The organism is Pseudonocardia kujensis (assembly GCF_021283305.1).
GTDB lineage: Bacteria > Actinomycetota > Actinomycetes > Mycobacteriales > Pseudonocardiaceae > Pseudonocardia > Pseudonocardia kujensis.
This window is the reverse complement of the sequence record NZ_JAJSOK010000079.1, coordinates 13831-34354: the sequence shown is the minus strand read 5'-3', so window position 1 is coordinate 34354 and position 20524 is coordinate 13831. Positions and strand designations below refer to the sequence as shown.

The 20524-nt window shown below is 70.7% G+C and carries 21 protein-coding genes; 7 read left to right on the top strand and 14 right to left on the bottom strand.

Features of this window, described 5'->3' with window-relative positions; all coding sequences use genetic code 11:
- Window positions 1-124, bottom strand: a 124-nt coding sequence (locus LWC35_RS41160) for an NAD(P)-binding domain-containing protein (protein ID WP_372463153.1), incomplete at its 3' end; no start/stop codon positions are given.
- A gap of 261 nt (window positions 125-385) precedes the next feature.
- On the opposite strand from LWC35_RS41160, the gene LWC35_RS33710 reads away from it, so the two are divergent.
- Together LWC35_RS33710 and LWC35_RS33705 are read left to right on the top strand one after the other, a co-directional pair.
- A complete protein-coding gene (locus tag LWC35_RS33710; protein ID WP_232874551.1) occupies window positions 386-1213 on the top strand; it encodes a TauD/TfdA dioxygenase family protein in 828 nt (275 codons plus the stop codon).
- 132 nt (window positions 1214-1345) lie between these two features.
- Window positions 1346-1903, top strand: coding sequence for a cysteine hydrolase family protein (locus LWC35_RS33705; RefSeq protein ID WP_232874550.1), 558 nt, complete (start codon window positions 1346-1348; stop codon window positions 1901-1903).
- A 72-nt stretch (window positions 1904-1975) separates the two neighbouring features.
- Here the strand turns inward: LWC35_RS33705 and LWC35_RS33700 are convergent, their stop codons facing one another.
- From LWC35_RS33700 to LWC35_RS41155, 4 genes are all read right to left on the bottom strand, one after another.
- On the bottom strand, window positions 1976-2878 hold the full coding sequence (locus LWC35_RS33700; protein ID WP_232874549.1) for an SDR family NAD(P)-dependent oxidoreductase: 903 nt from the start codon (window positions 2876-2878) through the stop codon (window positions 1976-1978).
- A 422-nt stretch (window positions 2879-3300) separates the two neighbouring features.
- The gene (locus LWC35_RS33695; RefSeq protein WP_232874548.1) at window positions 3301-4701 is read right to left on the bottom strand and encodes an MFS transporter; all 1401 of its coding nucleotides are present in this window, start codon (window positions 4699-4701) and stop codon (window positions 3301-3303) included.
- A 179-nt stretch (window positions 4702-4880) separates the two neighbouring features.
- Complete coding sequence (locus LWC35_RS33690; protein WP_232874547.1) at window positions 4881-5072, bottom strand: hypothetical protein; 192 nt, start codon at window positions 5070-5072, stop codon at window positions 4881-4883.
- An 11-nt stretch (window positions 5073-5083) separates the two neighbouring features.
- Complete coding sequence (locus LWC35_RS41155; protein WP_372463152.1) at window positions 5084-5632, bottom strand: LLM class flavin-dependent oxidoreductase; 549 nt, start codon at window positions 5630-5632, stop codon at window positions 5084-5086.
- Window positions 5633-5778: 146 nt separating this feature from the next.
- Between LWC35_RS41155 and LWC35_RS33680 the strand changes: the two genes are divergently transcribed.
- The 3 genes from LWC35_RS33680 to LWC35_RS33670 all read left to right on the top strand — a co-directional run bounded on the left by LWC35_RS33680 (window position 5779) and on the right by LWC35_RS33670 (window position 8608).
- The gene (locus LWC35_RS33680; RefSeq protein WP_232874545.1) at window positions 5779-6900 is read left to right on the top strand and encodes a zinc-binding dehydrogenase; all 1122 of its coding nucleotides are present in this window, start codon (window positions 5779-5781) and stop codon (window positions 6898-6900) included.
- Window positions 6901-7016: 116 nt separating this feature from the next.
- A complete protein-coding gene (locus LWC35_RS33675; protein ID WP_232874544.1) occupies window positions 7017-7331 on the top strand; it encodes a Dabb family protein in 315 nt (104 codons plus the stop codon).
- 398 nt (window positions 7332-7729) lie between these two features.
- Complete coding sequence (locus LWC35_RS33670) at window positions 7730-8608, top strand: MaoC family dehydratase (RefSeq protein WP_232874543.1); 879 nt, start codon at window positions 7730-7732, stop codon at window positions 8606-8608.
- Window positions 8609-8915: 307 nt separating this feature from the next.
- Here LWC35_RS33670 and LWC35_RS33665 read toward each other — a convergent pair whose 3' ends face one another.
- From LWC35_RS33665 to LWC35_RS33655, 3 genes are read right to left on the bottom strand one after another with little or no spacing between them, the layout of a single operon-like run.
- Complete coding sequence (locus tag LWC35_RS33665; protein ID WP_232874542.1) at window positions 8916-9719, bottom strand: DUF6282 family protein; 804 nt, start codon at window positions 9717-9719, stop codon at window positions 8916-8918.
- 23 nt (window positions 9720-9742) lie between these two features.
- Window positions 9743-11137 carry a class I adenylate-forming enzyme family protein gene (locus LWC35_RS33660; protein ID WP_232874541.1) on the bottom strand — a complete coding sequence of 465 codons (1395 nt, stop codon included), beginning with the start codon at window positions 11135-11137 and terminating at the stop codon, window positions 9743-9745.
- Window positions 11134-12282, bottom strand: a complete 1149-nt coding sequence (locus LWC35_RS33655) for an acyl-CoA dehydrogenase family protein (protein ID WP_232874540.1) — start codon at window positions 12280-12282, stop codon at window positions 11134-11136. The genes LWC35_RS33660 and LWC35_RS33655 overlap by 4 nt, the downstream gene beginning before the upstream one ends.
- A gap of 95 nt (window positions 12283-12377) precedes the next feature.
- Here LWC35_RS33655 and LWC35_RS33650 point away from each other — a divergent pair, with 95 nt between their 5' ends.
- A complete protein-coding gene (locus tag LWC35_RS33650; RefSeq protein ID WP_232874539.1) occupies window positions 12378-13142 on the top strand; it encodes an SDR family NAD(P)-dependent oxidoreductase in 765 nt (254 codons plus the stop codon).
- Between the two features lie 19 nt (window positions 13143-13161).
- Here LWC35_RS33650 and LWC35_RS33645 read toward each other — a convergent pair whose 3' ends face one another.
- Complete coding sequence (locus LWC35_RS33645; protein WP_232874538.1) at window positions 13162-13929, bottom strand: SDR family NAD(P)-dependent oxidoreductase; 768 nt, start codon at window positions 13927-13929, stop codon at window positions 13162-13164.
- A 559-nt stretch (window positions 13930-14488) separates the two neighbouring features.
- Here LWC35_RS33645 and LWC35_RS33640 point away from each other — a divergent pair.
- Entirely contained in the window at window positions 14489-14992 is a 504-nt protein-coding gene (locus tag LWC35_RS33640) for a nuclear transport factor 2 family protein (protein WP_232874537.1), read from the top strand.
- 240 nt (window positions 14993-15232) lie between these two features.
- Here the strand turns inward: LWC35_RS33640 and LWC35_RS33635 are convergent, their stop codons facing one another.
- The 5 genes from LWC35_RS33635 to LWC35_RS33615 form a co-directional block, all read right to left on the bottom strand.
- A complete protein-coding gene (locus LWC35_RS33635) occupies window positions 15233-16060 on the bottom strand; it encodes an FAD binding domain-containing protein (RefSeq protein ID WP_232874536.1) in 828 nt (275 codons plus the stop codon).
- The gene (locus LWC35_RS33630; RefSeq protein ID WP_232874535.1) at window positions 16057-16581 is read right to left on the bottom strand and encodes a (2Fe-2S)-binding protein; all 525 of its coding nucleotides are present in this window, start codon (window positions 16579-16581) and stop codon (window positions 16057-16059) included. Before LWC35_RS33630 ends, LWC35_RS33635 begins: the two co-directional genes overlap by 4 nt.
- 3 nt (window positions 16582-16584) lie before the next feature.
- Entirely contained in the window at window positions 16585-18900 is a 2316-nt protein-coding gene (locus tag LWC35_RS33625) for a xanthine dehydrogenase family protein molybdopterin-binding subunit (protein WP_232874534.1), read from the bottom strand.
- Between the two features lie 118 nt (window positions 18901-19018).
- Entirely contained in the window at window positions 19019-19177 is a 159-nt protein-coding gene (locus LWC35_RS33620) for a hypothetical protein (RefSeq protein WP_232874533.1), read from the bottom strand.
- A 103-nt stretch (window positions 19178-19280) separates the two neighbouring features.
- Window positions 19281-20282 (bottom strand): LLM class flavin-dependent oxidoreductase, encoded by a 1002-nt coding sequence (locus tag LWC35_RS33615; protein WP_232874532.1) that lies wholly within the window; start codon window positions 20280-20282, stop codon window positions 19281-19283.
- Window positions 20283-20524 lie beyond the last annotated feature (242 nt).

The following is a 20524-nucleotide window of genomic DNA, read 5'->3' as shown; positions in this document are numbered from 1 at the left end:
GCTCGACCAGTTCGGCGACGGCCTCGGGGCGGAGGTCGTAGACGTAGGTGTCGAACCCGGCGCGGACGATGGCGGCCGCGATGAGCTTGCCCATGTTCCCGAGCCCGACGATGCCGATCCTCATTGTCTCTCCCTGCCAGTGGTGTGCGCGGCCCTGCGTGACCGCACCCGGGGTCGTCGAGTACAGCCCCGCGAAAATGCCTACTCTTACTAGGGTTGTCGGCTCGCGACAAGGCGAGAGAGACGCTGCGACTGACAGCCTCTGCTGACCGATTTTCAGGTAACTTGCACAGGTGGCCTGTTGACATTGTCTGAGGAGGTCGGCACGCTGACAGCAACGACTACGTGCGACGTGGCCGGCTGTCTCAAGGAAGAGGGTGCAACCATGGAGATCGTTCCGCTCGAGGCCCCCGTCGGCGCCGAGGTGCGTGGGGTCGACCTGACGAAGCCGCTGTCCGAGGAGGACGTGGCCACCGTGCGGCAGGCGTTCGCCGACCACCTGATGCTGGTGGTCAAGGGTCAGCAGCTCGAGGGCGAGGACCACGACCGCTTCATCAAGCACCTCGGCCCGCTCGAGACCTTCGACAACGGCGCCCAGGTGCAGTTCATGACGAACAAGAAGGTGGAGAACGCGGCGGAGGCGGGCAATGCCCGGCTGCTGTTCCACAACGACGGCGCCTACCGGCCCAATCCGCGCGCCGGCACGTCACTCTATGCGCTGGAGGTCTCGCCGACCTCGCCGCCCACCAGCTTCGCCAACGGCGTCCGCGCCTACGAGAGCCTCGCGCCGGACCTGCAGGAGGAGATCGCGAAGCTCACCGCCTTCCACCTGCTCGACCTCGAGGACCCCTACGGCGAGTCCAACCGGCAGAAGGTCACCGACCTCCGTCCGGGGCGGACGGTCGAGAACACGCGCAACGCCACCCACCCGCTGGTGATCACCTTGCCGCACAGCGGCCGCAAGGCCCTGTTCGTCAGCGAGTTCTACACCAGCCACATCGTGGAGTTCGGGGAGAGCTCGGAGGAGGGCGAGGCGCTGCTGCAGAAGCTGTTCGCTGCGCTGTACGCCGAGGACAACACCTACTCACACCACTACAGCAACGGCGACCTGGTCGTCTGGGACAACCTGGGCGTGCAGCACGCGCGCTCGGGTTCGGTCGACAACAACCCACGCCACCTACGCCGGCTGGTCCTCAAGTCCGTCGACTGGTGATGACGGGTTGCCTTGCTGTCGTCCCCGGCCAACTTGTAGCGTCCGAGGGGGAATCATGCACAGAGTTGTCGTGTCTGGCCGTGCCGGGCACCTTCGCGCCGACTGTGCCCCCCGCACGATGAAGGAGTGGACATGAGTGCCCAGGCACTGCTCGTGATGGACTTCCAGCCGCCGAACGTGGCCGCCGTGGGGGGCGACGACGGGCCCGTGCTGGCTGCCGCCGTCTCGGCCGTCGACGCCGCCCGCAAGGCCGGCGTGCCGATCATCCACGTCCGCGTGGCGTTCCGGGACGGCTACCGCGAGGTCAACGCCGCCAACAAGAACATGTCCCCGCTGACGGGCTACGGCGACGTGTTCATCGAGACCTCGGCGACGTCGCAGATCCACCCGGCGATCACCGTGGCCCCCGAGGACTCGGTCGTGGTCAAGCGTCGCGTCAGCGCGTTCGCGAGCGACCTCGCGCCGCTGCTGAGCGGTCTCGGCGTGACCAAGCTGGTGCTCGCGGGCATCGTGACCAGCGGCGTGGTGCTCTCCACCGTGCGCCACGCGAGCGACGCGGACTTCGAGCTCACCGTTCTGTCGGACGCGTGTGGCGACCCGGATCCGGTCGTGCACCAGGTCCTGATCGAGAAGATCTTCCCGCAGCAGGCCGAGGTCGTCACGGTCAAGGAGTGGGCGGACACACTCTGACCCACTCCGTACGGCCGAAGGCCCCGGTCCCCGTCGCGGGATCCGGGGCCTCGTCGTGAGTGGTAGCGAGCCTCATCCGAGGCCGGGGCCCGCGTCCATCCCGCCGTCGACCAGGAACTTCGTGCCGGTGATCCACGAGCTCTCGTCCGAGGCGAGGAACAGCGCGGACTGGGCGATGTCACGGGGCTGGCCCATCCGCGGCACCGGCATCTTCTCGAAGAACGAGTGCGGCGCCGACGAGCCGGAGGCGCGCGACATCGGGGTGTCCACCTGGCCGGGGACGATCGCGTTGACCCGGATCCGGGAATGGCCGAGGTCGAGCGCCGCGCACTGGACGAGCGCAGTGGCGGCGGCCTTGCTGGCGCAGTACGCGGCGTTGCCCGGAACGCCGAAGGACACCCCGCCCATCGACGTGACCGCGACGATGCTGCCCCGGCCCGAGGCCTTCATGCCGGGCGCGACGGCCTGGATGCCGTGCAGCACCCCGACGACGTTGACGTCGAAGGCGAAGCGCATGTCCTCCACGGTGGCCTCCTCGACCCCGCCGTTGATGTTGACGCCTGCGGACTGGACCAGTACGTCCGGCGGGGCCCCGAAGCGGGCCCGGGCGGCGTCGACCGCGGCGGTCCAGGCCTCGGGGTCGCGCACGTCGAGCACGACCGGCTCCGCGGCGGTCCCGAGTGCGTCGGCCACCTCCTTGACGCTCGACATCTCGAGGTCGGCCACCACGACGGAGGCGCCCTCGGACACGAACAGCTGGGCGAGCGCGCGACCGATCCCGCCGCCCCCGCCGGAGATGAGCGCGATCCGGCCCTGGAGCCTGCCGCCGCGCACCACCTGCGGCTGCGCCGCGACGACCCCGTCCCCCGCGGGGAGGACGTACTGAACCTTGGGAGGCGGGGCGGCGCTCACGGGCACTTCCTGCACGGGGGACGGGGCGACGGCGCGCCGCACGGGGTGGGGGACATTCGGCATGCCATTCACGGTGTGCCGCCCCGACACTCGGCTCCGATCAACATCGACGTGGCCCTCCGCTCGTAACCTGTTAATTCTGCATATATTTTTCCCTCACGTTAGGGATGGAGGATCCTCTGGTCAATGGAGAGGAGGCCCTCCGTCGACCGGGGGCGGCCTCACCTGAGGCCCGTCCGAGGACCGGGTCACGGCCTCGGTGGAGCGCACCGTGCGCAAGGGCGAGCTCGCCTTGGCCGGACGCGGCGGCCGAGGCCTGCGAGCAGATCCCCGCCACGGACGACCTGGACGGGCTTGCGCGACCGCGTCTCACCGGGTGCGCCCGGCTCGCCAGTGCTCGCGGAGCACGACTACCTCCACGACGAAACGTCAGGACGGACGGTGCCTTCCGGACGGCGGCGCGCCGACCCTGGGCGGGGCGGTCGTCAGCACCGGTCCCCACCCGCGGCGATGCGCTTCGGCAGGCTGCGGTCGGCCAGCACCATCACGAAGGTCACCGCGGTGACCACCAGCAGGATGTAGCCGATCGCCTGCACGCTGCCGTCGGTCACGCCGTTCGCGTAGACGATGCTGATCACGGCCGACGAGATGATCGCGCCGAGGTAGGTCGCGGTGCGCTGCAAGCCCGCGGCCGTGCCTACCTGGTCGGCCCTGGCCTGGCCGTAGAGCGCAGCCTGGTTTCCGATCCCGGCGATGCCGAGGGCCACGCCGAGCAGTGCCGTGAGTAGGACGATCAGGACCAGTGGGGTCGACAGGGTCATGAACGACAGCCCGCCCGCCACCAGCAGCGCGAGGCCTGCGGCCAGCACCAGCGGGGAGCGGACCAGGTTGCGCTTGGCCACCGGCCGCGAGACCAGGGCTGCGATCGCCGTCATCGGCAGCAGGAGTAGGCCGGTCGTGGTGGCGCTCAGCCCGCGGGGCTCCTGGAGCCACTGCGTGACGCCGTACATCACGCAGTAGGAGACGAACAGGGTGGCGCCGGTGCGGACGTAGGTCCGGGTCAGCGCGTTGTTCGTGATCAGGGAGCGCACGTCGAAGAACGAGCCGGTGGCACGCCGCTCCCACAGCACCAGTGCGACGGCGAGGACCAGGGTGAACGCGCCGATGTACCAGTTCGGGTCGAGGATCGACATCAGGAACACCATCAACGTGCTCAGCGTGCCGGCGAAAAGGACCATGCCGATCGCGTCGAGCTCGACGAGGGCGCCACGCACCTCGGACCGGCTCAGCCGCGGGTCACGGGGTAGACACATCAGCGCGGTGACGATCGCGAGCAGAGCGAGCGGGACGTTGATCAGGAAGGTGGCCCGCCAGCCGAGGACACCGACGAGCAGGCCGCCCAGCGGAAGCCCCATGACGACGGTGACGTTGGCGACGATCGACAGCCAGCCGAGCGCCGGACCCGCGGGCCGGTCGCCCGCGGTCCGCCGGATCAGCAGGATCGCGGTGGGGTAGGCGGCCGCGGTGCCGATGCCGAGCAGCACCCGCGAGACCAGCAGCATCCTCAGGTCGGTGGCCAGCGCGCCGAGCGCCCCGGCGACGAGCACCAGCGCGGCGCCGACGACGAAGACGCGGCGCGGACCGAAGGACTCGGCTATCCGGCCCATCGTGGGCTGGGCGACCGCGCTGGCCAGGTACAGGGCCGCGATGAGGACCGCGGTGTCCCCGCCGGTGACGCCGAGGGCCTGGCCGATCGGGACCAGGGCGGTGGCGAGAAGCGAGGTGTTCAACGGGTTGAGCGCCGAGCCGACGAGCAGCGGGGTGAGGAACCACTTGCCGAGCGGCTCGACCCGTGGCGCGCCGGGGGTGTCCGCGGTGATGGTCACGCCGACGCCCCGTCAGGACGCGACGGGCAGAAGAGACCGGAGGAGACGCTGACTGTCGGCATGCCACAACGATAACAGATTCGACAGGCAGCCTGTGCAGGAATCCTGGCTGATGTGACGAGAGTCCCGGCGCGCCCGTCCGGACGACGATGTGTACCGCCGTACGAGTGATGGAGGAGCTAGTCCATGGTGCGCAGGCCCGCCACGAGGGTCAGCGGGAGAATCTCGTCCCGCAGCTGTTCGATGCCGCGCTCGTAGCCCGGCCACACGATGTTGATGCCGTCGATGCCCGCCTCGGACAGTTGGCCCATCTCCTCGACGATCTGCGCCAGCGTGCTGTATGGCGGGTGCGAGTGCGTCATGGCGACCATGCGTTCGAGCATCACCGGGTCGTGCTTACAGTCTGTGCCTTCCCGCCGCCTGTCGGCTTGGTGATCTGGTTGCGCTGGACATCCGCCTGGTCCGGCCCGCAGAGGATCCCTGCCTGGGTCCAGACCCGGAACTCGCGGCCCTTCTCGGCGGCCCGGTCCTTGACCTTCTTCAGACCTCGGCCAGCAACTCGATGGAGTCGGCCGCGGCGAAGCAGGTGTCCGCGTTGCACCGCAACGCCGGACGTCTCGAGCTCGGACTTGTTCCGGCCGACGACCACGGTGAGGCAGAAGCGCCCGTTCGAGATGTGGTGGATGGTCGCGGCCGCCTCGGCGAGGCGGACCGGGCGGATCTGCGGGACGTGGGCCGTGGCAAATACCGCGATCTGCTCGGCGACCGCCGCAATGACCGCGGCGCAGGGGTTCGTACTGCTCGTCGTTGAAGTGTGGCTCCAACCTTGAGCCGGAGGCGGTCCCTGAACAGGGGCGGTCCGAGGGCGGCTGCGACCTCCATCTTCGCTGGCTTCAAGTATCAATACTGTAAATAGGCTAATAACCGGCACGTCGCAGGCGTCGAGAGGTCGAGTACGCAGGGTCCTCTATGGGGGCAAACCATTGCATCTATAGTCATGGCTTGCCTAGTGTTGTATGCGAGCCCTGGATCGTGCCGGGGCGCTCTGCCTTACCGGCGACCGGAAGTAGGAGCTCGATGACCGTGCCCGCGAGCTGTCAGGCGGCCGTGCTGACCGAGCACGGCGCCCCGATGGAGCTCCTCGAGGTCCCCGTCCCGCAGGACCTGGAGGACGGCGCGGTGCTGGTGCGGAACCGCGCCGCCACGATCTGCGCCACGGACGTCCACCTCGCCGAAGGGGACGTCTCGTCGAAGCAGGCCGCCTCCGGGCTGCCGGTGATCCTGGGCCACGAGATGGTCGGCGAGGTCGTCCGCACGAACCATGCCGACATCGACTCGATCGGGCAGCCGCTCGAGGAGGGAGACCGGGTCATCTGGACGCCCGGCTACTGCGGGCGATGTGTTGAGTGCGTCCTCAACCACGCACCGACGCTCTGCCTCAACCGCCGCGGCTACATGGCCAGCGACCCGGCCGACTACCCGCACCTCACCGGCGCGTTCGCCGAGTACGGCTACGTCTATCCGACGTCGGGCCTGGTGAAGGTGCCCGCGGTCCTGCCGGACGCCGTGGCCGCCGCGGCCTCCTGCGCGCTGCGCACCACCGTCCACGCATTCGACCGGCTCGGCACACTCGACGAGCGACAGACCGTCGTGGTTCAGGGCTCCGGCCCGCTCGGGCTCTTCGCCGTGGCTAAAGCCGTGACCATGGGCCCGCGGCGGGTGATCGTCGTCGGCGCGCCCGCGGACCGGCTGGCGCTGGCCCGCAAGTGGGGCGCCACGGAGGCCATCGACATCACCGAGGTGCCCGACGCCGCGGACCGCACCGAGTGCGTCATGGAGCTGACCGGTGGCCTGGGTGCGGACGTCGTCGTCGAGATGTCCGGCGCGCCGGCGGCCTTCACCGAGGGCATGGCCATGCTCCGGCGCGGCGGCCGCTACCTGCTCGTCGGTCAGATCAGCCCGGCCCAGGTGATGTTCAACCCGGCGCTCGCGGTGATGAAGCAGGCGTCGATCGTCGGCGTCTTCTCGGGCGCGATCGAGCACTATGCGCGGGCGCTGCAGTTCATGGAGGCGCACCACGAGCGCTTCGACTGGACCGAGATGATCACCAGCTCGCGTCCGCTCACCGAGATCAACGACGCTATGGATGCCATGCGAGGGCACCGCGAGATCAAGCCCGCGCTGACGATGGTCGAGTGAGCGCTCCGGTCGGACGTCTCGCGAGGGGCCGGCTGGACACATCGCGACGAGGGTCGATGCGTCTTCGAGGAATGTCGGCCGCCCGGGCCGCGCGCAAACCCTAACGAAGGAAGAACGTGATCATCGAGTCCGGAATCAAGCATGTTGCGTACTTCTGGTTCGCCGAGAAGGAGTCGAAGGACGAGGCGCTGAAGCTGGTTCAGGAGATGGCTGCTGCGATCCCCAACGTCCGGGACGTGCGGATCGGCGGCCCGGTCGACCACGACTGGCCCGCATGGAAGATCGACAAGAGCTGGGACCTGGCGTTCATCGTCAGCTTCCGCACCGTCGACGAGTGTCGCGAGTACTTCCACCACCCGGTGCACCAACGCAACGCCAAGCGCCTCACCGAGCTGTCGGACAAGGTCTTCGCGAACTACATCCAGTATTGAGCCGATGCCGGGAGCAGGACGCCGCCACGGCGGCCGCGCCCGGGCGTGCCGAGCCCGGGTCGGAGGTGCGGCTGCACTCGAGTCGCCTCCTCGTGCCGACAGTGGCTCCGGTCCTGCGCGCGAAGTGCGACGCTGAGCAGAGCGGATCGCCGACGGAGGAGGCGAGTCGAGGAGCGGGGAGCAGAACTCGGAGACGCAGGCGTCAGGGCGTCGGTTCCGGCTCGGTACGACGGCGACACGCCGGTCGACGGCGGGGCCGGGGAGAGCTCTGCGCGGTCGTCGGCACCGCGAACGTTGAGCTCGACCGACGAGCACTGCTGGAACGGGCACACCGTCCCGATCTTCGATCGCATCTCGAAGATGGCTTGGGCTCGGTGGGCCGGGATGAAGGAGACCCCATGCCACTCGCCCCTGACCTGCTGGGCACCTGCAGCGGGCCCGTCGAGTACTCGTGGACCCGCGACGACGTCCTGCTCTACGCCCTCGCCGTGGGCGCCGGGCAGGCGGACCCGACGGCCGAGCTGGCCTTCACCACGGAGAACACCGAGGGCGTGAGCACCGTCGTGCTGCCAACCTACGCCGCAATCATGACCCGCGTCGGGGCGGTGCCACTGGGCGACGTCGACCGCACGAAGCTGGTGCACGCCGAGCAGACGGTGCGGCTGCACGCGCCGCTGCCGGTCGAGGGGCGGGTGCGCGTGACTGCCGAGGTCACCGGGGTGTTCGACAAGGGCAGCGGCGCGATCGTGGAGACGACCTGCGGGGCGGTCGACACCGCCACCGACACCCCCCTCGCGACGACGATCGGGTCGGTCTTCCTCCGCGGCGAGGGCGGGTTCGGCGGTCCCCGCGGCGGTTCGTCAGCACCGCCGGTTCCGGAGACCGCGCCGGACGAGGTGGTGCGCTACGCCACCGCCCCCAACCAAGCCCTCCTGTACCGCTTGACCAACGACCGGAACCCGCTGCACAGCGACCCCGCCTTCGCGGGCCGCGGCGGCTACGACCGGCCGATCCTGCACGGCATGTGCACCTACGGCTTCACCGCCCGCGCCCTCCTGCACACCGTGTGCGGCGGCGACCCGGCCCGTTTCGGCGCCATGAGCGGCCGTTTCACCGCCCCGGTGTTCCCGGGTGACGAGCTCACGGTCTCGATCTGGCGGGACGAGGCCGGCGAGGCGCGCTTCCGCACGACCCGGGACCGCGACGGCACCGTGGTGATCGACCGCGGTCGGCTGGCCGTCGCCGAGGGCTGGGACTTGTCTTCGCGGCACCCGTAGCAGGGGGAGTCGGACCGATCACCGGCAGGGTCCTGGGCAACGGTCTCGTCATGACCGACGAGTTCCGCGAGCAGCCGCCGGAGGCGGTTCATGACGAACCCAGTTCGCGAGGTCGACGCCGGCTCCCGGCGGCGCAGGCGTTCGCCGACAATGCAATCGTCGACGAGGCTCACCGACAGCTGCCGATCCCCCGACCGACCGCCTCGTGGCCGTTCCGCGAGTTCGTTGGGCCAACGGTACGGGGGATGGGGGGCTCATGCCGCCGTGCCCGACCGGCGAGCTCCGCGCGGGGCCCGCCGGGCGGGCGTCACTCCAGAAGCAGCTGCCGGGTGGTCCTGGTGGTGATCGCCGCGGCGTCCTTCGCCCCCGCCCGTTCCTCCAGCGACCGCATCCACTGCGGCACGATGTCCGCGGGCGCGGGGTGCTCGGCGTGCCCGAGGTCCCCGCCGAACACCAGCAGCGAATGCGGGTAGACGTCGACCAGACGCAGCGACCCCTCGTCCGGGGCGCCCAGTAGGTCCGGCAGGATCCCCAGCTCCAGGTGGGCGCCGAGCTCGGCGAGCACCGCCCCGAGCGGGTCCGCCCAGTGCAGGAAGGCCATCATCGGGTGGTTGACCAGCAGCCGTCGGACGCCGCGTCTGCTGGCCTCGGCGAAAACCACGACGGTCTCCTCGACGCTCAGGTGGCCGCTGGCCAGGACGAGATCGTGACGGGCGACGGAGTCCAGCACGTCGTACCACTCCGGCCGCATCCGACCGTCCTCGACGACCTCGACCAGGCCCAGCTCGAACCCCCGATGCACCACCAGTTCCGGGGCGGCCGCGGCGGCCTTGTGGTTGCGGGACGAGACCGTCGGCAACCAGACCATCCGGCCCCCGAGCCGCGCCGCGACCTCCACCGCGTCGGGGTTCGCCCCACCGACCGCACGGTTGAGGACGATCCCGCCGTACACGCCCTCGCCGGCCAGCGCGGCCCGCTCCACGGTGCTGCCCTCGTGTGCTTTGAGCACCACCGTGCCGAAGCCCTGCGCGCGCTCGGCGGCCACGGTCTCCGGGTCAGTGCCGTGCCGAGGGAGCAGGCTAGGGGAGGCGTGCACGTGCAAGTCGGTCATGTCGACCGCCCAGTCCGGCGCCCTCACGTCAGGATCCACTCGAGCACTGCGGTCTCGTCGAGCCGACGGCGCTGCACTTTCCCGGCGGCCGCGTCCCGGGGCAACGCGTCGACCCGCGCGACGGCGGTGGGCCGCATGAAGCCCGGCAACTCGACTATCCGGGCGTGTAGCGCGGCCGGCGCGAGCCCGTCGGCGACGACGTAGGCGACCACCTCGTCGTCCGACAGCTGTCCTGGGCGCTTCCAGATGGCGCAGTCCCGCACCCCGTCCACTACGGACAGGTGCTCCTCCACGAACGGGATCGGCACGAATTCGCCCTTCACCCGGATCGACTCGGAGCGGCGTTCGAGGAAGACGAGGCCCTCGCCGTCGCGGGCGCCCAGGTCGCCGGTGTCGAACCAGCCCTCCGCGTCTCGCGCGGGGTCAAGGCCCGCCGCGGTGACGTAGCCGGAGAACAGGGCGCCGGGCTCCCGCTCGCGGACCAGCACGACGCCGTCCTCCCGCACCGTCCAGTCGACGTCCGCGCGGGCCGGCCCACCCCGCCGTCCCACGTCCGGGGGCAGGTCGTCGGCCGCCGACCAGCGGGCGAGGTGGCTGACCCCGCCCGCCTCGGTGGACCCGTAGGCGGACACGGCCTCGCCGATCCCGAAGGTCCGCAGGAAGCGCTGGTCGGCGTAGAACATGGTGCGCACGGAGTGGCCCGCGGCGTCCGCGGCGGTCGTGGCGCGCTTGAGGATCTCGACCGGTGGCGCGTGCAGGATCAGCACGGTCACGCCATGCTCCTTGACGGTCGGCCAGAAGCCGCTCGCGGAGAACCGGCCGACGGTCAGCGCGCCCGCGCCGGTCAGCAGCGCGGTCACCACGCCGTAGCCCAGCGGGTTGACGTGGAACATCGGCAGCGGGGCGAGGACGGTGTCCTCGGGCCCGAGCCGCAGCCCCTCGCGCATCGCGGCGGCGAGTCGGAGGAAGTACGCGTTGCTCTGAGCGCAGAACTTCGGTAGCCCGGTCGTGCCCGAGGTGTGCATGAAGGACACGACGTCGAGGGGCCCGGAGCCCAGCCCGGGCAGCCCGTCGGGGGTGCTCTCGACATCCCGGGCCCCCGTGTCGGTCAGCGTGACCGTGGGCGCTAGCGGCGCGAGCATGGCGGACTGCAGGTCGGGGGTGTAGGTGGGGTTGACCAGCGCGACGGGGACGCCCGCGAGTAGGCAGGCGAGCCAGGTGACCAGGTAGTCCGTTGACGTCGGGGCAACGAGGGCGACCGGCTCGCCGGGCCTGGCGCCGTCGGCGAGCAGCCGCCGGGCCCGTCCGCTCGCGAACGCAACAGCCCGCGCGAGGGGAAGGGGATCCTCCGCGGTGCCCAGGAGCAGGGCGGGGCGGGCCTCGGCCTGCGCGACGATCGCCCGTGCCAGGCCCGTCATGCCAGGCCCTCGTGGCCGGGGTCCTCCAGGATCCGGCGCGCCACGAAGTTGCGCAGGACCTCCGACGAGCCGCCCGCTACCCGGTACACCTTGATCTCCTGGTCGATCTCGGCGAACGGCTGGTCGTGGTAGAGCGCGTGCCCACCGCACAGGCTGAACGCGGTGGCCGAGGCCTTCTCCGCGGCGTCGACCGCGAGCTGCTTGGCCACCGAGGTCGCTATCGAGACGTCCCTGCAGGCCTCGTACTCCAACGCCGCGTGGTCACGGGCCAGCGCGGCGGCGTGCAGGGCGGTCCAGGAGTCCGCGGTCGCCCACTGGATGCCCTGGAAGTCGGTCACGACGTTGCTGCCGACCTCGCGCCGGTGCGCGTACTCGAGCCCCAGCTCCAGGGCCCGGCGGCCAAGCCCGATCAGCTCCGACGCGTTGCCGATCCGGCTGACGTTGAAGGTCGACAGGAACGTCTCCATCCCGCCGCCCGGCCTGCCGAGGACGTCTTCCGCACGGATCCGGACGCCGTCGAGGTGCACATCCGCGGTCCGGATCAGCCGGGTGCCGATCGCGTCGGTGACCCTGGTGGTGACGCCGGGCAGCGTCGTGTCGACGAGGAAGCTGGTCAGTCCCTGGGGTGCCATCGCGTAGACCAGCGTGACGTCCGAGTCCGCACCCAGGTTCACGTGCGTCTTGTCCGCGGTGAGGATCCAGTCCGATCCGTCCGGGACCGCGGTCGCCTTCATCGCCTTGAACGACGATCCGGCGTACTTCTCGCTGATCGACTCGGAGAACACGATCTCGCCGTTGGCGATCCCGCGCAGCCACCGCTCCTGCTGCTCGGGGGTGCCCCAGTCCAGCAGCCAGCGCTGGCCCTGCGCCGCGACCTGCGCCGACACCAGTCCGTGCCGCGCGGTCTCCTCGTTGATCAGCGCGTACTCGGCGACGCCGGCGCCCAGTCCGCCCCACTCCCGGCTGGTCAGGGCGCCGAGGTAGCCGAGACTACCGAGCTCGCGGTAAATCTCGTGGGGGAAACGGTTCTCGCGGACGGCGGCCGACAGCTCGGACCGGTTCTCCCGAGCCAGAGCGCTCAGATCCTTGGCGGCACGCTCGATGAACGCCGCGCGCGTGGGGTCCTGCACCAGTAACGGGTACATCAGGCTCCTTCGCCGGACAACTCTGCCTCTTCGACCACCGTCCCTGATTGTAGGCTCATAGTAAATACTAAATTAACGACGATGGAGGTCCGCGTATGGATGCGCTGGCTCGTTTCGTGCTCGACGGGCGCGCCGCACTGGTCACCGGCGGCTCTCGGGGGATCGGCCTCGCCACCGCCCGGCTGATGGCAGCTGCGGGGGCCGCGGTCGCTGTCGTCGGACGGTCCCGGGACGCTCTCGACGCTGCTGTGCGGACGGTCGAGGAGGACGGCGAGCGGGCACTCGCGGTGGTCGGGGACGTGGCCGATCCCGCGCAGCACGGGCGGATCCTTGCTGAAACCGTCGACGCTTTCGGGCGACTGGACGTGCTGGTCAACAACGCCGGGCTCAACCGCCGTTCATCGGCGTGCGAGCTGACGCCGGAGCTGTACGACGAGGTGCATGCCGTCAACGCGAAGGGGCCGATCCTGCTCAGCGCGGCGGCTCAGCCGTACCTGGCCGCACATGGAGTCGGGAGCGTGGTGAACGTGCTGTCCATCGGGATGTGGACGGGAGGTCCGGGGCTGTTGCCCTACCGGACCGCGAAGTCCGCGCTGCACGCCGCGACACTCGTGCTCGCCCAGGAGTGGGGCAGCGATGGGATTCGGGTCAACGCCGTGGTGCCGGGCATGATCGGCGACGCGATGGGCGGCCGCGCGGACGACGACGCCCGCCGCGCCGCCAAGGCTGCCACCCCGATCGGCCGGGGGGGCGAGCCCGACGAGCTCGCCCACGCCGTGCTGTTCCTGGCGAGCGACGCGTCCTCCTACATGACCGGCTCGGTGCTCAAGGTCGACGGCGGGGCCTACACCGGGGCCTGATCAGCGGGCGGGGCCAGCTTCAGCGAACCATGGTGCGGCCCCCGTCGACGACGAGGGTCTGGCCGGTGATGAAGCGCGCGCCGGGGCTCGCGAGGAAAACGAGGAACGGGACCAGGTCGCGGTCCGGATCGCCCAGCTTGCCGTCGATCGGAGTATTTGCCGCCATCCGGATCCGCGCCTCCTCGTGCTGTTCGGGGGTCAGCCGCTCGCGGGCTGCGGCCGCCATCGGTGTCTCGACACCCGGGCACAGCGCGTTCACGGTGATCCCGTACCGGCCCCATTCCATCGCGACGGTCCGGGTCCAGGACAGCACCGCGCCCTTCGCCGCGGCGTAGTGCGCGCCGTTCGGGTACCCGCGGACCGCGGCGCCGGAGGCGAAGTTGAGGATCGCTCCGCCGTGCTCGCGCAGGTGCCGGAACGCCGCCTGGTTGGTGTACAGCGTGCCGGTCGCGTTCACCGCGAACACGTGCTCCCATTCGGCAGGATCGATCTCCTCGGCGGGGGCGCGGCGCTCGATCCCGGCCACGTTGACCAGCAGGTCCAGACCGCCCAAGTCGTCGACGAAGGCATCGATCGCGGCGTCGACGGACACGCGGTCGGACACGTCGCAGTAACGGAAGGTCGCCCGGCCGGGCCCGGTCGCGGCGGCGACGACGGCCTCGCCCTCCTCCCTCTGGAGGTCGAGCGATCCGACCCGGGCACCTTCGCGGACGTAGGCCGCGACGAGCGCCGCCCCGATCCCTTGTGCCCCGCCGGTCACGATGATGCGGCGCCCGTCCAGCTGCATGGGACTCCTGTAGGTCGGGACGAGGAGACGCACGCCTTGGCGCGTCGGGCGTCCCCCGTCGTGGTGATCCGTAAACCATTCCCATCATGGTCAGGTCCCCGGCCGCCGCAAGAGGCCCAGTGGGACTTCTCGGGTGACGAGCGACGGTGTCCGCTCGCCGACCACGCCACAGTGAGCGTGCCTCCGGTTCGGACCCGACGCGGCCGGCCGGGCAGGGGACCCTCGTCCCGCCGGCCACGACTGCGGCGGAGGAGGTGTTCAGAGGACGAGATCGCCGTCGAGAAGAAGCGTCTACCCGGAGACCTCACCACCCGCGGCGTTCACCGTGGGCAAGAACCTCGATGAGTGACAACTTACCTTAGTCTAGTTATGTTCATCCTTGTTGTCTGCGGCGGAGCCGGTGATGCCGCCCCTGCCACAAGTGTGTCCCGCTCATGACGGGGCCCACTGCGATGGTGGCTTCCCTTCCCACGCGGACGACGACGCCCGTCAGCGCACGTGCCCGCGAGCCGCGGCGTCCTGCGCTCGCCGGTACGGCGGACGCCGATCAAGGAGGATCATGACGAACGACAGCCAGATCCAGTACCTGCTGGACCGCTTCGCCATTCAGGACGTGTTGGCGACGTACGCGAAAGGGCAGGACGATTTCCAGGGTAACCAGTGCGAGGGCACCCTCGCGACGTGGGCCCGGGTGTTCACCGACGACGGCGAGGTGGACTACACGTCCGGTGGCGGTCCGCGAGGGCCCTGGCGCGAGATGCTCGCGTGGATGCGCGGAACACCCGAGGAGCCCGGCGGGATGACCGGGGCGTTCGGTCGTTGGCAGCACATGCTCGGGCTGCCGATCGTCGCGATCGAGGGGGACACCGCGTCGGCGAGGCACGACCTGTTGGCAACGCACACGACGGTCGACCAGGCCGACGGCGGCGTCCACTTCTACGACGCGTGCACCTTCACCGACGAGTTGGTCCGGACGCCGGAGGGGTGGCGAATCCGTTTCCGGATGCTTGAGGTCCACTGGGCCGGGGCTCTGCAGACCGCGAAGGACTTCAGTCTCCAGTGAGCCTCCACCCCCGGCCGGCCTTCCTCCTCGGGCCGAGGACAGCCGATCACGAGAGCGAGCACCTCAAGATCGAGGGCGGGTGGAAGGCCCAACGCGTCCTGGGAAGACTCGACTTCAGGGAGATCGTCCATCGCGTCCGCTGACCGTCCCGGGACGTCGACGGCGGCCGCGCGCGGGGCGCGAGGCCGCCGTCCTCGTTCGTCCGCTGGCCTCCGGGGGCGAGGCGGGTCCGGAGGACGGTCAGGTCGTGGACCGACCGGCGAGAGCACGGGAGAGCAGCACGCGGGCTAGATGCCGCCGGTACTCCGAGGACCCGGCTCCGTCGCCGACCGGGGACGTGCCCTCGGCGGCCAGGGCCGCCACTTCGTCGTGGCTCGCGCCCGACCGCAGCGCAGCCTCCGACGCCGACGCGCGCAGGGTAGTCGGGCCCATGTTGACCAGGCCGATGCCCCCCGCGCCGGGCTCGGACTGGTAGGCCACGCCGACGATGGCCCAGTCGATGCCGCGGCGGCGGAACTTCTGGTATCCCCACGGGGCGTCGCCGACGCGCGGAACCCGCAGCTCGACCACGAGCTCGTCCGGCTCCAGGGCGGTTTCGAGGAAGCCGGTGTAGAAGTCGTCCACTGCGATGCTGCGCCGCCCGCCGGGCCCTTCGACCACGATGGTCCCGCGCAGGGCCATCAGCGAGGCGGGCAGGTCGGCGGAGGGGTCGCCGTGGGCGACACTGCCGCCGAAGGTGCCGCGGTGGCGGATCTGGCAGTCGCCGACGACGCCGGCGGTGTGGGCGAGCAGCGGGGCCTCGGCGCGCAGCAGGTCGGACAGTTCGAGGTCGACGTGGCGGGCCAGGGCGCCGATGGCGATCTCGTCGCCCTCAACGCGGATGTGGTCGAGGTCGTCGATGCCGCCGAGGTCGATGAGAACCTCGGGGGCGGCGAAGCGCAGCTTCATGATCGGCAGCAGGGAGTGGCCGCCGGCGATGAGCTTGGCCTCGTCGCCGTGTTCGGTGAGCAGGCTGATCGCGTCGGCGACGCTCGTGGGACGGTAGTAGGTGAACGGGGCGGGGGTCACTTGTCCGCCTCCATCTCGTCAGCGGCGGAGAGCACGGCGGCGACGATGTTGTGGTAGCCGGTGCAGCGGCACAGGTTGCCCTTGAGCGCGGCCCGCACGGACTTCTCGTCGGTGGCGCGGCCCTCGTCGATCAGCGAGACCGAGGCCATGACCATGCCGGGGGTGCAGAACCCGCACTGCAGACCGTGGCAGCGTTGGAAGGCGGCCTGGACGGGGTGGAGGGTGTTGCCGTCGGCGAGGCCCTCGATGGTGGTGATCTCCCGGCCCTGGGCCTGCACGGCGAGCACGGTGCAGGACTTGACCGAGCGGTCGTCGAGCAGCACGGTGCAGGCGCCGCAGGAGGTGGTCTCGCAGCCGACGTTGGTGCCGGTCAGCCCGAGCCGCTCGCGGATGACGTCGACGAGCAGCTCACGCGGCTCCACCGCGGTGTCGTGGTCCTTGCCGTTGACCCGCAGGGTCAGCGGGACGGTCGCCGCCACAGCGGTGTCGGTGCCGTTGGTGGTCTCGGCGAGTTCGGTCATGGGTCAGGACTCCCTGTCCTGCAGGGCCTGCCAGACCCGCATCGGGGTCAGGGGCAGGTCGATGTGGTCGATTCCGTGGGGGCGCAGGGCGTCCATCACCGCGTTGTGCACGGCAGCGATCGAGCCGGTGGTGCCTGCCTCGCCGAGGCCTTTGGCGCCCAGCGGGTTGCGCGTGGTCGGGGTGACGGTGTGTGCGGTGTCGTAGGAGATCAGGTCCGCTGCGCTGGGCATCCCGTAGTCTGCGAACGACGTGGTCGTGGGGTTGCCTTCGTCGTCGAATGCGCTGTACTCGAACAGCACCTGGCCGATCCCGGCGGCCAGCCCGCCGTGCACCTGGCCGTCGGCGAGCAGTGGGTTCACCACGACGCCGCAGTCGTCCACCGCGACGAAGCGCCTCAGTGTGGTCATCCCGGTCTGCAGGTCGACCTCGACGATCGCGATGTGGCATCCGAACGGCGAGGTGCCTCCGCCCTGCTCGAAGCCGGGATCGGCGAACAACCGCGGCGCCAGCTGCGGGGGGCGACGGGCGTCGTCCGCGACGGCCGCGGCCAGCTCGCCCCACTCCAGGGTGCGGTGCGGGACGCCGCGCACGCCCAGGCCGACGCCGGGGACGATCTCGATGTCCTCGGGGGAGGCCTCCAGCAGGTGTGCGGCGACCTCCTTGGCCTGCTCGACGACCTCGTCGGCCGCCAGACGCACCGCGGTCCCGCCGAGCTGCAGCGAGCGCGAGCCGGAGGTGCCCATCCCCCGTGGGACGGTGTCGGTGTCGCTCTGCACGAACCGCACCTTCTCGGCGGGGATGCCCATCCGGTCGGACACGACCTGCGCGTAGACAGTCCAATGGCCCTGGCCGTGGGCCGACGTGCCGGCGACCACGGTGGCCCAACCGTCCTCGCTGACCTCCACGGAGGCGTAGTCGCCGGTCATTCCCGGGCTGCCTGCGGAAACCTCGACGTAGGTGCTGATGCCGATGCCGAGGGCCACCTCGTCGCCGGAGGCGCGGCGTTCGGCCTGCTCGGCCCGGAGGCCCTCGTAATCGGCCAGCCGCAGCGCCTCGTCGAGGGTCTTCTCGAAGTCGGCCGAGTCGTACTCGGTGCCCATGACACTGGTGTAGGGGAACTTCTCGACCGGCACGAAGTTGCGCCGGCGGATCTCGGCCGGGTCGATGTCCAGCTCGGCGGCGAGTCGATCCATCGTGCGCTCCAATGCATGGATCGCCTCGGGCCGCCCCGCCCCTCGGAACGGCACGGTGGGGGAGGTGTTCGTGGCGACGCAGCGCACGACGTGGCTCGCGTGCGGGATGTCGTAACAGCCTGTCATGAGCCCACGGGCCGTCATCGCCATGCCGATGCCCAGCCCGGGGTAGCCGCCGACGTCAGTGAGGCCCTCGGACCGGATGCTCGTGACCCGCCCGTCCCGGGTCGCCTCGAGCGTGACGTCGAACAGGTGGCCGCGGGCCTGCATCGTCAGCAGGTTCTCACTGCGGGACTGGGTCCAGCGCACCGGACGGCGGAGGTGACGGGCGATGGCCGCGACGAGCACGTAGTCGGGCTCCGCCGGGGTCTTCCCGCCGAATCCGCCGCCGACCGACGGACACGCCACTCGCAGGTCGGCAGGGTCCATCTTGAGCCACAGCGCCATCAGACCCTGTGTCACGTGCGGCATCTGGGTGGAGCACCACAGGGTCAGCTTCTCGCCGTCGCCGGGGACCGCGGCGATGGCCAGAGGTTCCATCGGGACGACGGCCATCCGCGGGTGGGCGACGCGCTGGTGGACCTGCACGGGCGCGTCGGGCGCACGGGTCCCCGCCTCGAACGGGATGTCCACCGCGAGGTTGGTACCCGTGCCGGGGAACAGCAGAGGAGCGTCGGGGGCCGTCGCGGCGACCGGGTCGACGACGACCTCCAACGCGTCGTAGTCGACCTCCACCAGCTCGGCCGCATCGTGGGCCTGGGTGATCGTCTCGGCGACCACGACCGCGACGATGTCGCCGACGAAGCGGACCGTCTCGGACGCGAGCGGGACGCGGTGGTACGCGTCGTCGATCAGCTCGCCGAACGTCGGGAAGAACACCCGCGGGACGTCCACGTCCTTGTGGGTGAGAACCGCGACCACACCGTCCGCGGCCGTTGCCGCCGTCGTGTCGACCGACACGACACGGGCGTGCGCGACGGGAGACCGCACGAACACGGCGTGCAGTGCGCCCGGGATGTCCAGGTCGGAGGTGAACCTGTCCCGGCCCGTCAGTAGGCCCGGATCCTCCAGACGCATCTGTCGCGCGCCGACCCCCGAGGGCGGGGCTACGGTCGTCGACTCCACCGCTGACCTCCTTGAAAGCGTGGGTGCCGCCTGCCTCGCAGGCGTCTCACAACCAGGTTAACAGTAATCATGCTAGGCGGTGAGCTCCGTGTGGAACGTCTTGACCGCGGCGCATACGTCACGCCTGGCAGGAGAGCCGGGTCAACGCCATGATCTCAACCAGGCCAGGGACATCCTCCAGGTTCCGGCACCCCTCCAGCAGGGCGTCCATCTGCTCGGCGTCCATGAGGGGTGCCGCCTGGCGGCGGAACTTCTCGTCCACCTCGGTGCCTGTCATCGGGGGTTCTCGGGATGCCCCTGGGGGACGCGGCTGTCTGCGGCGTGACGTCCCCGCGCGGAGGCTCGCCTTGATGTGCGACGGGTGTGCAACGAGCCCGGCACTACGTCGGCTCGGCCACGAGGTGCTCGGACCGGAGCACCGGGAGCACCTCCTTCTCGAACAACTCCAGCCCGGCCCAGCCGATCGCCGGGTCGCTGCCGCCGACGAGCGGGTGGAACTCGATCTGGCCCTCGGGGCCGAGTTCGCGGGCGATGGCGAGGCACTCCTCCGGTGTGACGATCCGGTACGTGCCACTGGCGCGGAGCTCGTCGAGGTCCGCGACGGGCCGGTACTGGGTGCCGGTGCCCGCCTCGACGAGCCAGGCGCCGTACGAGCGCATCTCGTGCAGCAGGTGTGGCCCTAGCGCCTTCCAGGCGCCGTCGACGTCGTCGGTGACGTGCAGGAACTGTCCGCGCGGCATCGGGGCCGGCGGCGGTCCGGCGGGGCGTCCGAGCCGCGTGCACTCCTCGAGGTAGTCCTGGAAGAACGCGGGCTTCGTCGGCTCGAACCCGTCGGCCAGCCGGGCGGCGCGCAGGGCCGCGGCTCGCGACGACCCGCCCAGCACCAGCGGCGGGTGCGGGCGTTGGACCGGCCGCAGCGCGACCCGGGCGGGGCGGCCGCGGTAGGTGAAGGGCTCGCCGGTCCAGGCCAGCTTGAGGGCCCGGATGCCGTCCTCCATCAGTGAGGGCCGCTCGCGCAACGACCTGCCGAACATCGCGAATTCCGACGCGAGGTAGCCGCCCGCGACGACGAGATCCAGCCGGCCGCAGCTCATCACGTCGATGACGGCGACGTCCTCCGCGACCCGGACCGGGTCGTGCAGCGGCAGGATGAAGGCCCTGGCGCGCAGACGGATCCGTTCGGTGCGGGCCGCCGCGGCCGCGGCGACCGCGAGCGGGGAGGGACAGTACCCGTCTTCGCTGGCGTGGTGCTCCAGGAAGCGCACGGTGTCGAAGCCGACCTCGTCCGCCCAGGCGCACTGGTCCAGCGCCGCCGCGTAGAGATCCGGGGGAGGGGCTCCGAAGGCGGGGGCACGGAGATCGAACTTCAGACCGAGGCGCATGGCGTCATCGTGGCTGACGTGGCCCCGGTCGAAAACAGGTATCAGACAGGCGGTCTCGCGTGCGCCGGTACGTGTGGAGCAGGGTGTCCGGAAGGAACGAGACGATGGAACTCGTCAGTACGACGGCGAACTGCTGGTCGACGGCGAACCCACCTCGCGGCCCGCTGGACTACGTCGACAGCCTGCTGCCGCACCAGACCTGAGCCGGGCGGCGGGGTGGCGGCGCGCCACCCCGCCCGAAC

Bases quoted from the DNA above. Each gene is read 5' to 3' on its own strand.
- LWC35_RS33615 (WP_232874532.1), bottom strand. From the start codon at position 20,282: ATGCGCCTCGGTCTGAAGTTCGATCTCCGTGCCCCCGCCTTCGGAGCC.
- LWC35_RS33710 (WP_232874551.1), top strand. From the start codon at position 386: ATGGAGATCGTTCCGCTCGAGGCCCCCGTCGGCGCCGAGGTGCGTGGG.
- LWC35_RS33670 (WP_232874543.1), top strand. From the start codon at position 7,730: ATGCCACTCGCCCCTGACCTGCTGGGCACCTGCAGCGGGCCCGTCGAG.
- LWC35_RS33655 (WP_232874540.1), bottom strand. From the start codon at position 12,282: ATGTACCCGTTACTGGTGCAGGACCCCACGCGCGCGGCGTTCATCGAG.
- LWC35_RS33705 (WP_232874550.1), top strand. From the start codon at position 1,346: ATGAGTGCCCAGGCACTGCTCGTGATGGACTTCCAGCCGCCGAACGTG.
- LWC35_RS33680 (WP_232874545.1), top strand. From the start codon at position 5,779: ATGACCGTGCCCGCGAGCTGTCAGGCGGCCGTGCTGACCGAGCACGGC.
- LWC35_RS33700 (WP_232874549.1), bottom strand. From the start codon at position 2,878: ATGCCGAATGTCCCCCACCCCGTGCGGCGCGCCGTCGCCCCGTCCCCC.
- LWC35_RS33660 (WP_232874541.1), bottom strand. From the start codon at position 11,137: ATGACGGGCCTGGCACGGGCGATCGTCGCGCAGGCCGAGGCCCGCCCC.
- LWC35_RS33620 (WP_232874533.1), bottom strand. From the start codon at position 19,177: ATGACAGGCACCGAGGTGGACGAGAAGTTCCGCCGCCAGGCGGCACCC.
- LWC35_RS33650 (WP_232874539.1), top strand. From the start codon at position 12,378: ATGGATGCGCTGGCTCGTTTCGTGCTCGACGGGCGCGCCGCACTGGTC.
- LWC35_RS33645 (WP_232874538.1), bottom strand. From the start codon at position 13,929: ATGCAGCTGGACGGGCGCCGCATCATCGTGACCGGCGGGGCACAAGGG.
- LWC35_RS33630 (WP_232874535.1), bottom strand. From the start codon at position 16,581: ATGACCGAACTCGCCGAGACCACCAACGGCACCGACACCGCTGTGGCG.
- LWC35_RS33690 (WP_232874547.1), bottom strand. From the start codon at position 5,072: ATGGTCGCCATGACGCACTCGCACCCGCCATACAGCACGCTGGCGCAG.
- LWC35_RS33640 (WP_232874537.1), top strand. From the start codon at position 14,489: ATGACGAACGACAGCCAGATCCAGTACCTGCTGGACCGCTTCGCCATT.
- LWC35_RS33665 (WP_232874542.1), bottom strand. From the start codon at position 9,719: ATGACCGACTTGCACGTGCACGCCTCCCCTAGCCTGCTCCCTCGGCAC.